The organism is Halobaculum rubrum (genome assembly GCF_019880225.1).
GTDB classification, from domain to species: Archaea; Halobacteriota; Halobacteria; order Halobacteriales; family Haloferacaceae; genus Halobaculum; species Halobaculum rubrum.
On record NZ_CP082285.1, the window covers coordinates 41,459 to 53,988 of the forward strand.

Below are 12,530 nucleotides of genomic sequence, written 5' to 3' on the forward strand. Positions count from 1 at the left end.
CGCTACCCCTGTCCGCACCCTTTCACCGCCGGTTGTCCTTTCATCATTATTCTGGTATTTAGAACTCATACTCCCGTAGAATGTCCCACACAAATTTTTCGCTGAACTACTAGGAGCCAAGGCGATCTCCTTCGACCGACCTCTTTGCGACGCCAAATGATATCCTCACTTCGAGATCATCCCATCCTGATAGTTGTACGTTTGCCAACCAATATAATAGATTACTCCACCATGAGTTACTGGGTGCTGGATTTGTAGAAGAAAGAAATTCTACGTACCGTAGGCCCTATCGAATGGCTTACCAACTGACTTTGGTTCCTGGGTGCTCCTGCTTTACCCTCAGAAGTATGATAATGAATATCCCGTCATCAATTGAACCGTGATACTCATTCGATAGTGTCTAAATCTCCTCCGAATTCCTAACTTCCCATTCAGCTCAATAGGAACGTCGCTTCCATGAGGGCCAGTCCAACAACCCAATTGAGTGGGAGTGAGGAACCGTTAGATGAGCCGATAGAACACCTGAATTTAATTAGATTATTCCCGCCTTTCCATATCGTATATATATGGACTCATCTGAGACTCTGACTTCCTAATTTGATGGGGGACCTACAATAGAGCACACCGATCCCCATGAGCCAAATCGGGTAGTTGTATTGATCACGGTTTGGTCCATATTGCCCGCAGTACTCCAAGGAGCAAGATTGCTCAATATTCCCAGCCCTCACAACCAGCCTTTGAACGAGTACCAATTTGATGCAGAACAGAATCTAATATATCTGGTAGGTTCTTAGTTTTCGGTGGGAGATTCTAGTCCCGTGGGCCGTCCGAACCAAGCCTCCTCTTCTTCATCATCCAGCCCGTCGGTGTGAGAGTTGCCCCCACAAGTCGACGCCTCCGATTACTATTCAGAGTCATCCGCTTCTTCTCACAGCCGATCTCCTCAACCAGCTCAGGCCAGTCTCCCTGGGGGCGGGGGTCAACACCATTGACTTCACAAAACTCCTCATACGCTGCCCAAGCGTATTTCGTTTTGACCGTGGCTTGGTTAGTATCTCGCTCGTCCCAATCCGGCTTTACATCAGTAATGTGATGTTCTGCGAAGGCCTCGAACGACTCCTCTTTGGTCACCCCGTCGACGAGGAAATCGTCCTCGGTAATCCGTTTACTTCTGCCGGGGTCGACACCGTACTCCTCGCGGAAGGCGTCGATGGTCGCGTTGAACTTCTGGTCGTCGACGATCATGTCGACGGTGACAGTCTTGTTTTCTTTAGGAACTTCTGTCTCTTGGATATCCTCTGGTTCGAGCGTCCCCAGTTCGAGGCCAGCCTCGTTCAGCAACTTCCAGGGGATCTTGGCATCGTCGCTGAGGATGGATGTCCGCTCTTTGATCCGGACCCACGTGTGGAGCTCTTCTTCGTCGGTGAACTCTCCCCCGGGGTTGTCGACCCGACGGACCCCCACCATGCAGGCCATATACGACAGCGGCGTGTAGGTGACCTGCCGCTTGTGGTCGTATGCGATATCGCGTTTGAGCGGGAGGAAGTAGTTCTCTGAGTCACCGATGTGGGCCAGTGGGTTCACGTCACGCTCACCCACGTCGTGTCCAGTGAGTGCGGTGATCGTCTGCTCGTAGAACTCGTTCCGGTTGCTGTTGGATCCGCTCTTGAGGTCCGGCCGGTCGGAGTCGGACCGACGCTCGTCCAGTTGCTCCACCGCACGGTGCTTCGTGAACTCGTCGTAGGCGTCGTGGTCCGTCGGATGGGTAATCGTGTGGGCCTCGAACAGCGGCTCCGTGAGCACCTCCACAGGCCCGCTCTCGTCGTCGCTGTCGTCGACCCACTTCCCGAAGTGCTTCACATCACGATGGAGGCTCTCCGACCCACGCACGGCCACGTGCCGACCGAGTGTGAGGTACGTGCCAAGCCCACTCTTCGCGAGCGACGGCGGGCGGAACTCCTCGCCGGCGTCCTCGGCGAAGATGTCCTCCGGCCCGCCCCCCGCGGCCGTGGCGACGACGTCCTCCCAGCCGGCACCGTCGGCAGTGACGATCGCCGTCTTTGCCTCCGCGAAGTCGATGTACTCGCCGATGGGCACCCGCGGGATGCCGTACTCGGTGTCCCACTCGAGAATCTCCATGAGTTCGGCTTCATCCAGCCCACTGCCGGCATAGTCCATGTGGGGGAACTCCTTGAACCGCAGTGGGATCTGGTCGGCTGTGGCCTCGTCGTCTTCAACGGCGGACCGCTCGCGGACGGTGACGTCCTCGTCTTCCTCGTCCAGACCGACCCCGTGGTGTTCCTCGAGATACGCGGTGATCTGTTGGCCCACCTCGCTCGTGAACGCCCGCCGAAGGGTGATGGTGTCCAGTAGGTTGGTTTCTACCGACGACAGGCCGTCCGTGTACGTGCTTGCTTGCGGCGAGACGCGTGGGACCTCCGCGGACCCAACTGTCTCCCGCAGCGTCGCCTCGTCGTCCTTGCGGCGCCACGTCTCCAACAGCGCCGACAGGTGCGGCAGCGGCGGGGCGACCTCGTAGAGTTCGTCGGTGAGGTAGTCGTCGAGGTCGACCTTCCGGCCGGCGATCCGGGGGATCTCGATGAGGAACGCGCCGATGCCGTTGTCGTCCAGCATCTTCGCGGTCTTGAGTGCCCCGCGCTCGCCGGGCCCGATTCCGTCGAACTCGACCCACTGGTTGATCTCGCCCCCGGTGGTGCCGAACCGGCCGTCGTCGTCGACGTCGACGGTGTTGTCGGCGTCGCTGTTGTCCTGCCAACTGAACTCCGCACGCTCGTTGTCTTGGACGACGTAGGCAACCGGGATGTCGTACTCGTCGATGATGTCCAGCAACTTGCTGACGTCGTCGTCGGAGAACTGGACGGTGACCGGCGAGAGACACGGGATCCCGTGGGCGTGGGCGGCGATCGCGTCGGCGATTCCCTCGGTGATCACGACGGGTTCGCCGGACCGAAGGCTATCGACGCCGTAGATCGGCTCCTCGCTGCCGATGTGGTTGTAGGTGGGGAGCTTCGCGTACTTCGCGTCCGACTTGGTGTCGTTCGGGTGCGGCCGTGCCTTCATCGTCCTCGAGAGGGCGTGGATGGGCTTCCCGTCAGCATCGAAGTAGGGGAAGAACAGCCGCCCGCGCCAGCGGGATTTGAGGACGGTTTCGGGATCGAGCTTCCGGATTTCCTTCCAGAGGTCTCTCCCATCGGCGGACTGGGTGGCTTCCTCGTCCTCGTCGTCGGCGTACAGGTGGGCGCTGATCACGTCCTCGATCTGTTCAACCTCGTCACGGTCGTCGCTGTCCTGGGCCAACTCCGCAGCGATATCCCACGTATCCACGCTGAAGAGGCCGGTCGCAAGGAGCTGTTGGACCGTGTGCCCTTCCTCGATCAGGTGCGAGATACCTGCGGTCTTCTTCGGAGGGACGTACCCGACGCGAGCGTCGGTGACGGTCTCCTCGCTCCACCCTCGTCCGATGGTGTTGGCCTTCTGCTGGCGGGCTTCGTTGGGACTGTCGATGGAGTCGTCCGTGGCTTGGCTCTCCCAGTTGGGGCCGGTGAAGTAGTCCATCGCGGTGACCGGGAGGTAGGTGAACGGCTCGCTGGTCACGATCGTCTCGCACATCCCACAGTCGCTCGGTTCGTACCCGTGATCAGACCGGGGGCACTCGTGGTGTTCGACCAACTGCGTTGGCTCGTCGTGCGTCCACGACTCGTACGGGGAGTCGTTCTTGGGGCCGACGGGATCGCCGTGTTCGGCGTCCACCGTGTCGCCGTTCTGGGGGTCGATGTGTTCCACGTCGTCTGGTTCGTCGGACCCACCGGTATCCAAGGACGCATGACCCGACCGGGCCTGCGGCGGGAGGTCCTCGACCGTCAGCGGCTCGCCGTTCTTCTTCGTGAGGCTGTTGAGTTCCTCGGTCGTGAAGGAGATTTGTGTGGAGCCCTTGGCAACCTCGGGCTTCCCGAGCTCAGTGAGCTCAGACTGCGTGATGTCATGGAGGTCGAAGAACTCCCGCTTTACACTGTGGCGCGGCTCGGCGTTGAGAGTCGCGATCGGTTCCTGTGTAGAGTTCTCGTGAGCGTCCTCGTGGGCGGCCACGCAGTCGGGACAGAACACGCTGATCGTACAGTGGTCGCACTCGACGTCCGGTGCGGTGTGCCAACTGCCGCCGTCGGCGTAACACGGCGTCGTGTCGATCCGGGCGATGGCCTTCTCTGCGTTGCAGGAGTCACACGTCCCGCTCAGGGTGCAGAACTGGCACTCGGAGACGTACACGTCGTGTTCGGGCCACTTGCTCGGGTCGGCGTGGGCGGTGTCGACTTCTGACCGATCGAGTTCGCCGCAGGGCGTGCAATACGACTCGTCGACGTAGTCGATGAGGTCGTTGTACGCGCCGTTCGTTCCGATATAGTCGTCCAGTTGGTCGTGGTAGTGGTCGGTGAACCCCTGCACCCTCGGACCCCAGTAGTACCGTATTTGAGGATCGCCACGAGGTCGTCGACGATAGACGAGACCTCCTTGTTGTACACGACTATCCCCGGCTCCTTCGTCGCCTCGTGGAAGTTGATCCCGACGACTTGGTCGAAGCCTTCGGACCCGGGTTCGATCCACATGACCTCATCCATCCGGTTGTCGGGAAGTTCCGTGATCGCCGCCGTGAATAATAAGACAGTCTCCACCGTTGTTGACGGTATGGAAACAGCCGCCCCCTCAACCCGGCAGGTCGTTGCGGTCGCGATACTGCTCCAGTTCGTGTTCGCGGGGGCGCTGTTCGCTGGCCACCTTCCCACGAGTGCATACCACCTCGGCGCGGCGAGCGTTGCGTTCCTCGCCGGCGGGTACCTGCTGGGGGCGTCCGTTGGTCAACCTCACCAGGTTTGAGGCGGTAGCGGCGCTGCTGTTGATCGGCAGCGGCGTTATCTGCGCCGACGACTGTGCGCTCTCAGAGTCGGTTCCACCACTGCCCGGATTTGTCCACCTCACGACGCCCGCCGTGAACACTAAGACCGAATTCGACGTAGTGGGGAGTATGAAAGCGAACGCACCGTCGGCCAGCCAGGTGGGACTCGGAGTTGTGGCTGTCTCGAGTGTGCTTTTCGCCGCGAGCCTTGCTGGGCAGATCACGTACGCCCAGCTCACCCTCGTGTACGCGATGATCGCCCTGCCAGCGGGCGGATACATGCTGGGTCGGTCGCTTGGTCAGCCCAGCGGATCTTGAGAGACTGGCGACTGTCGTTACTCGTCAGCCTCGGTGCATACGAGCCGGTAGTCGATGTCGCGCTCGTCGAGGAGGTATTCAATCATCTCTAGGTAGTCCTCTCCATAGGCGGTGGACTGCACCGGATCGGAACGATGGTCGCCTTCATGTATCTGGTCCTCTGGGAACTCCAGCGTGTCCATTCCCCCACCGAGCGAGGTCATCACTACCATTATGTCTCTAGAGTCCCCTCTGTAATCCCACTCGCCGTTTTCTACGTTGATGTACCCGGTCTGAGTTCCGTGCTTGAGGATTTGGACTTCGGTCATTATCTTTCCGACCCTTCGGTGCTGCTGTGTGTTAGGGGTTATTTGAGCCATTGATGACGGATTGACTGGTCTCGTTTCTCAGGAGGTATTTACCCTACTCTTCGCCAGTGTGGCCTTCTTTGCAGGCGGATATATGCCAGGGACATCCTTTGTGAACCCCAACCGGAGTTGACCACCTTCCAGTCCTCTACTGACTGAGACCGCTGGGATTATATTGGAACTCGTTGCATACAGCCCCCTCAAGCAGATGGTCAGTCCTTCGTCCTCGGGTTCCAGCTCCGACTGAGATCTACGTCTTGATGTTGCGCCCACCGGAGGCGCGCTCCCCGTCGCTTGAACCCTGCTCCGACCCGAAAGCGCGCTCTACCACCCCGCCGGAGCCGAGACGGGTTGGCGTCGACGGGTTCCGGCGAGAACGCTCACAGCGCATGCACCGTCAGTCGCGCAGTCCGACTGACAAGCCACCAACCCATACCTACACAACCTCTCTTCCAAGCCTTTCGGTACTATTCCTCAATTTTGAATGTGTGTTATAGAGCTAGCTTCTGGTTCGTCCTCTGTGTTTCCATCACAGTTGGACAGGAGAACAGGTCCCGTCAGCACTCAGGACACCGAAAGGAACAGCCATAACGGAACCGATACGATCAATTTCTCATCTTCGGGACTCTGGAATTGCTCGATCTTATCGCCTTTTGACAGCACGATTCCGAACGGTGCTTCACCGTCGTGGATTCGGTGGTGGACCGGCCTTGATCCTCTGGAACTCTCACTATCGTCAGAGCCACCCCACTCGTACCGTTCGTACCGGCCCAGATAGCCGCGATCGTCAGCAGCCTCAAGCGGGGCGATTCCATCCCAGTACCCCTCGTCGCCGTTCAGAACGGTATCAAGACGGCGTTCGTACTCGCTTTCTTCCTCCTCCCGACGAAGGTACGTCTCTGCTGCCTCAACGACACGGGCTGCGGTCGTCTCTGTGAAACCAGGAATTTGAGCGAGATGATCGGGATCTGCTGCAGCAAGTGTTCCAACCGTCCAATGAGTCTCGGATTCTTCAAAAACGCCAGCTGGCGTCAGGTTTGGATCGTCTCCGTCTGTCGACGGATTCCAGAGTGCCTCTCGTTTGGAGGAGCCGATACCGCGAACGTCGCCCAACATATCGTATAGCTCGACGGCGTCGACGATTTCGGTAGCAGTCTGAGAATCGATCCCATCCGCGTTAGAGATTTCTTCGGCGGACTGACTCCACAGGTCCTCTAACCGGTCGACGCCGGCTTCTCGAAGTGCAACTTCGACAGATTCGTCAAACCAATTTAATAGCTCGTCTGCGCTGCCAGCTGGCCCCGTCGGTGGTTCTCCAACCGTTGGTTCGTACCGAACGAAATCGTGGAGTTCCGCGTCGGGAGAGCTGCTCTGTCGATCGAGGAATTCGCCGACGGCCGCGACCTTTTGATCGAGTTCTTCTCCAGTCGTATCCAGGCCTATCGGGATGGGGGCGCCCGCGACTTTCGGGATGAACTCGACGAACTGATCGTCGCCTTTCCAATAGTTGACGACCCCAGCGTTTGGGTCGTGTCGGTGGTTGAAATTGTAGCTGAGCCGCATGATATGGTCGAACGCGACCATGTACTCGAGGCGAGAACGAAGTTCAGCGTCAGCCATAGTGATATCATCTAAGTCCCGCCAACAGAGTGCATTTGCGAGGCCAACGTCTCGAAGGGCAACACGCAGCTCACGCGGTTTCTTGTTACCGTATCCGTCGCTGAACGTGAGGAGGACCATCTGTTCGAGCGTATCGAAGTACTTGTTCCGGAGTGTGCGCCGGTCGACATCGAGAATCCAATCGTCGGTCCCACTGTCACCGAGTAGTTCGTCGTATTCGAACGGTTCTGTCTCCATTGTGTGGGCTGCCCATGAGTAGAGGCGACCAAGATCCCGTGTCCGATGTGGCCGGATCGAATCGAACGCCGGCGCTTGTTCGTGGATCGTGCCGAGTGTCTCGTCGAGGACATCGGTAGCGACGCTGGAGAAACCGGAGGAATCGGAGGACTGAGCCGAGTTGCGGAGATATGCGCGGATCTCACGATCGGGGCGGTCGAATACGTCGTCTTCAATTCGTAATGAGAGATACCCACCGAGTAGCAAATACTCCTCGAGCGCGGTGGTAATCCATTCACGCGGGGAGTTTGTATCGCCCGTTCCGACCCAATCGTCGATCTCCGAAAGTTGCTCCTCGTAGCGAGTGAGTGCCGCCACTATCCGCTCTGGGTCGTCTTCGGTAATCGCACCTTGGAAGCTCCGCCTTAGGTCAGACCCACTGAGTCGATACGTATCGGGGTCGTGAACGTCTTCGATTGAGTCACCGCGTAGCTGAGCGCCGTAATCGATATCGATACGCCGGTCAGGATCGGCACCTTCGAAAATCGGGAACCTTCGCTGGAGGTAGTCTCGGAACTTCGGCGGAATAACCGTCTCAATATCGTACTGTTGGGGCGGGAGACGCATTTGATCCCGCTCCGGATCGTAGAGTTCCCGTTCGACAGTTTCCTCAGCGACACCGGTAACGACGATTTTCCGTGCTGGCGTTTCGTCGAGTAATTCAGAAATCAACTCACCCCACCCAGACTCATCTGGGTCGCTGGCGAGAGTGTGGATGTCGTCGATAAAGACGTAATGGCGAGTCTCATCTGGGTCTCCATCGAGAATTTCATCGCTAAAGTAGTCGACGACCTCCTTGATCTGCCGCTCGGGCCGCAATTGGAAGGCTGGGTCCGCGTCTAACGGGAGATACAATACTCGGTCTGGACCGAGTTCAGGCAACTGTTGAACGAGCTTTGCGTACTCGTTATCGCCCGCTTTGGTAGTGTGGTGATACTTGTCGATGGCCCACGCGGCCCGGAGTTGAGAGACGTCTGTAAAGGGTAGATTTTGGTCGTCAGCGTCGGGTAATGTCCAGAGGAGTTCCCGAAACTCCTCGTCGACGAACAACTTGATCGACTGTGACAACAGCGTCGTTTTTCCCGTATTCTCGGGACCGGTGATGGCGAACAATCTCGTGTCGTCGCCGTCTCGCCAGCCGTCCGCCCACGTGAGCTTGTCCAGGGTGCCGAAGAAGTCGGACTTGTAGAACGCCCAGTCCTGTTCGATATCGATACTCCCGGGTCGGTTCGGACGGTAGGTTGCCTCCGAACTCGACCACCAGTAGTTGATATCGTGTATCCGCTCCCGGAGCGCATCGAACGACCCGAATCGGGAGGCAGCGTCGGTCATTACACTCGTACTCACCGGCCTCCCACTTAAAATCACGATAACGCATTTCGATGTGGAATACGACGACACTGCTGAAAAAGAAAACAATCCAATGTAGTTTTTCAAAACGACTAAGTGCTGTCACACAGTTGGAGCGTATATGGCCACGGCCCAGAACGTCACCGTCGACTCGGAGTCCAACGAGGTTCACATCGACTCGCTCACAGTCCACGACGAGGAACTCGCGTCGTTCCTGTCAGATGCCCCTGGCGAACCTGAAGCGGCGGTCGAGCGGGCGCTCCGCGTCGGTGCGTCGACGCTCGAACTCGCCGACACCACCCGAGAAGTCGAGTACGTCCGTCGCGAGTTCGACACCCTACGCGAGGCGTTCGCGGACGAGGTGGCGGAAGTCGAGCGCGAGTTCGAGGACGCGTTCGGCGATGACGGCGAGTTCGAAGGCCGACTGGACGATGCGTTCGGTGAGGGCGGTGCGTTCGCTGACCGTCTCGATGAGCAGTTCGGCGAGGAAGGCGAGGTGATCCAGCAGGCGCTCGACCCCGACAACGACGGATCGCCGCTGAACCGGATCCGACAGACGTTCCGCGAGGAGATCCGCGAGCTCAGCGAGAAGTTGGAGCGACAGGCCGGTGCCGAGGAGGAGCGCGAACTGAGTCACCGGTCTGGCTACGACTTCGAGGACGACGTGGAGGAGTTGCTCGCGGACGCAACGTACAACACGAGCGACGACGTGGAGCGGACGGCCGAGACCGAGGGGGAACTTCCCGGCCGCGACGTCGGTGACTTCGTGTACACGATCGGCGAGACGGGCCAGCGCATCGCGGTCGAGGCGAAGAGCGTCGAGGGGTACACCCGGCCGAAGATCGATGAAGAGATGGCCGACGCGATCGAGAACCGCGACGCGGACTTCGGTGTGTTCGTCAGCGAGTGCGAGTCGTTCGTTCCCGACACCGTCGGGTACTTCCAGCCGTACGACGACTACGTCTGTGTCTCGCTGTCCGCCGACCGCGACGACGAGGTGGACGAGTCGTTCCTGCGGATCGCGCTCAGCTGGGCGCGGACGCGTGCGATCCAGCGGCACGTGGACGCCGGCGACGACCTCGACCCCGAAGAGGTGCAGTCGCGTGTCGAGGCGGTGCGCGACGAACTCGACCGGATCTCCAACGCCAAGCGCAAGTGTACCGAGATGCAGTCGACCGCGGACGACGTGAAGGGGCTGTTGGACGGACTTCGCGACGACGTGATCGTCGAACTTGACGGGATCACGACGGAGCTGAGCAAGGCGAGCGACGGGGCGTGAGTCGAGAGCGGCCCGCCGCAGATCCCGACGTGGAGCGAACGTTTACTACCCGATACGCGGATCCCCCATCACGATAGATGTCCCTCCTGCTGGAGAACGCCATCGGCGCCGTCGATTTCGAGGAGGTCACGCTTCGTCCCGTCCAGTCGATCGGCGGCGCCGGCGTCCTCGACGAGCCGCTCCCGCTGGACGTGGTCGGTGGCTACGCCGAGCATCACGACGTCCTCAACGCCGACGGACACGGCGTCGTGTTGCCGCTCCATGGTCTCGATGATGCCGAGTTGACCGGAGAGGCCGTCCGCTACCGCGAACACGACCTCCGTGGCCCGATGTTCGGCGGCCGCGGCGCCGACGGCGACGTTGAGTGGGTTGCCGCCGATGGACTTGCTGCCTCCGAGACGGCCGCACGCCTCCGCTTTTGGCACCCGGATCACGTCCCCGACCAACTCCCGTCGTATCACGTCTCGCCAGTCGCGGCGGTCGAACCGGCCCGAAACCCGCTTTCAGACACCGAGACCCTCGTCGACGGCCTCCGCGAGTACGTCGCAGAGGAGCGCGACGCCGCACGCGAGGCGAACCGGGAGCGTGCAGAGCAGGGCCCGACCACCCAGTACCAGCGGAACAGGTCTGCCATCCCGTCACTCGACTGTGTCGCCGTCGAGGACGGCGAACACGTGTTCCGTGTCCGAGAGGCCCCAGACATCGGACTACACATCGACGACGAGTCGGCCGACCGCTACGGGTTCGTTCGCGACGAGTTCGACATCCACGAGGGTAACGAAGTGCTGATCAACGCGCCCGAGGGCGTCTCCCACGAGGAATTCCCGGTCCGCGCGACGGTCGCCTCGACGCGCGGCCGAGACCTTCGACTCCGAGTCGCATGGGACGCCGTCGAGTCACGGTCGTCGGTGGGAGCGATCCTGAACCGACCACGTGATGGCTATGGGCTGTCGCCGCTGCTCAACCCGGTCCCGTTCGAACGCCAGACCGAAGCGCTGGATGCGCTCGCGGACACGCCGATGGCAGCTGCGTTGGCGGGAGCGGAGCCGCTCACGTTCGAAGACGACGCCAAGGCCGCCAGCGAGCCACTCGACGACGAACTCAACCAGGACCAGCACATCGCCGTCGACCACGCGCTGTTGGCCGACCGACTGTTCTGTATCCACGGCCCGCCCGGAACTGGCAAGACGCGGACGCTCGTGGAGTTCGTCCGACGGTCCGTCCAGGCGGGCCGAGATGTCCTCGTGTGTGCGGACTCGAACCAGGCCGTCGACAACCTCCTCGTGGGGTCGAGTACAGACGACGACGCCGACGAGGGCTCGCTCCACGCGTACGGGCAACACGGTACCGACGAGTTCACGATCCACAGAGCCAACGCTCGCCGGTCGAATAACCGAGTGGTTCGGGCACACTACGGCGACGGCAACAGCGGGAGCGCCGACGTCGTCGCGACGACGAACAGCAGCGCCGGGCGACTCGCCCGCGAGTTCGACGTCCTCGTCCTCGACGAGGCGACACAGGCGACGTGTGCGTCGGCGTGCGTTCCGCTGTCACGGGCAGAGAAGGTGGTCCTCGCGGGTGATCATCAGCAACTCCCACCGTACACCGCCGCCGAGGGACCGGTTTCCTCCCGGTACGGCTCGTCGCTGTTCGAGCACGTGTACGCCGACGGCGGCGTCTACGAGGGCGTCGGCGTCCAACTGCGGACTCAGTACCGGATGCACCGCGATGTCGCCTACCTCCCCAACCGACTGTTCTACGGCAAGTCGCTGCGCAACGGACAGGCAGTCCCCGAACTCTCGAACCACGACACTATTGCCGCCCACTCGTTCGGCGGCCGCGAGGAGCGCGTGAACCACTCGCTGCGCAATCCAACGGAGGCGCGCTTCGTCGCGATCCTCGTTGAGCGACTCCTCGACGACGGCCTCGACCCGGTCCAGGTCGGTGTAATCACGCCGTACACGGCGCAGGTGGATCTAGTGCGCGACCGACTGGCCGATGTGAACGACGGCGACGGCGTCGTCGTCGACACGATCGACGCGTTCCAGGGGAGCGAGCGCGAGGCGATCGTCATCTCGTTCGTGCGGAGCAACGAAGCGGGCGACCTCGGCTTCCTTGGCCGCGCGGACGACGGGCCGCGTCGACTGAACGTGGCAATGACGCGCGCGAAGCGTCACTGTGCGCTGGTCGGCGACTGGAACACGCTGCGAGGCCACCGGCGTGAGGCTCCGCGAAACGACTGTACGGACGTGTACCAGTCAATCTACTCCGATCTCGAGAGCAGCGGTCGCGTCACGAAGCCCGATCCATCACTACTTCCCTGAACTGAGTTATATTCTCTCGGTCGTCCATGCGGCTGTCGATGAGTACCCGATGTCGACGGACGTAGACGACCCCCGTGCTGACCGCTCGAGTGTCGACTGATCCGGAT

At 60.6% G+C, this 12,530-nt stretch carries 7 protein-coding genes; 4 read left to right on the plus strand and 3 right to left on the minus strand.

What is annotated here, in order from left to right:
- Positions 1-810: 810 nt before the first annotated feature.
- The gene (locus tag K6T25_RS15260; RefSeq protein WP_222918232.1) at positions 811-4,461 is read right to left on the minus strand and encodes a hypothetical protein; all 3,651 of its coding nucleotides are present in this window, start codon (positions 4,459-4,461) and stop codon (positions 811-813) included.
- A gap of 159 nt (positions 4,462-4,620) precedes the next feature.
- Between K6T25_RS15260 and K6T25_RS15265 the strand changes: the two genes are divergently transcribed.
- Both K6T25_RS15265 and K6T25_RS15270 read left to right on the plus strand, forming a co-directional pair.
- Positions 4,621-4,890, plus strand: coding sequence for a hypothetical protein (locus K6T25_RS15265; RefSeq protein ID WP_222918234.1), 270 nt, complete (start codon positions 4,621-4,623; stop codon positions 4,888-4,890).
- Complete coding sequence (locus tag K6T25_RS15270; protein ID WP_222918236.1) at positions 4,868-5,227, plus strand: hypothetical protein; 360 nt, start codon at positions 4,868-4,870, stop codon at positions 5,225-5,227. Before K6T25_RS15265 ends, K6T25_RS15270 begins: the two co-directional genes overlap by 23 nt.
- A 17-nt stretch (positions 5,228-5,244) precedes the next feature.
- On the opposite strand, the gene K6T25_RS15275 is transcribed toward K6T25_RS15270, so the two are convergent.
- On the minus strand, positions 5,245-5,535 hold the full coding sequence (locus K6T25_RS15275) for a hypothetical protein (RefSeq protein WP_222918238.1): 291 nt from the start codon (positions 5,533-5,535) through the stop codon (positions 5,245-5,247).
- A gap of 603 nt (positions 5,536-6,138) precedes the next feature.
- A complete protein-coding gene (locus K6T25_RS15280; protein WP_222918121.1) occupies positions 6,139-8,802 on the minus strand; it encodes a helix-hairpin-helix domain-containing protein in 2,664 nt (887 codons plus the stop codon).
- A gap of 139 nt (positions 8,803-8,941) precedes the next feature.
- Between K6T25_RS15280 and K6T25_RS15285 the strand changes: the two genes are divergently transcribed.
- Positions 8,942-10,099 (plus strand): hypothetical protein, encoded by a 1,158-nt coding sequence (locus K6T25_RS15285; RefSeq protein WP_222918122.1) that lies wholly within the window; start codon positions 8,942-8,944, stop codon positions 10,097-10,099.
- Positions 10,100-10,176: 77 nt separating this feature from the next.
- A complete protein-coding gene (locus K6T25_RS15290) occupies positions 10,177-12,423 on the plus strand; it encodes an AAA domain-containing protein (protein ID WP_222918124.1) in 2,247 nt (748 codons plus the stop codon).
- Positions 12,424-12,530 lie beyond the last annotated feature (107 nt).

Bases quoted from the DNA above. Each gene is read 5' to 3' on its own strand.
- K6T25_RS15265 (WP_222918234.1), top strand. From the start codon at position 4,621: ATGACCTCATCCATCCGGTTGTCGGGAAGTTCCGTGATCGCCGCCGTG.
- K6T25_RS15285 (WP_222918122.1), top strand. From the start codon at position 8,942: ATGGCCACGGCCCAGAACGTCACCGTCGACTCGGAGTCCAACGAGGTT.
- K6T25_RS15290 (WP_222918124.1), top strand. From the start codon at position 10,177: ATGTCCCTCCTGCTGGAGAACGCCATCGGCGCCGTCGATTTCGAGGAG.
- K6T25_RS15280 (WP_222918121.1), bottom strand. From the start codon at position 8,802: ATGACCGACGCTGCCTCCCGATTCGGGTCGTTCGATGCGCTCCGGGAG.
- K6T25_RS15275 (WP_222918238.1), bottom strand. From the start codon at position 5,535: ATGACCGAAGTCCAAATCCTCAAGCACGGAACTCAGACCGGGTACATC.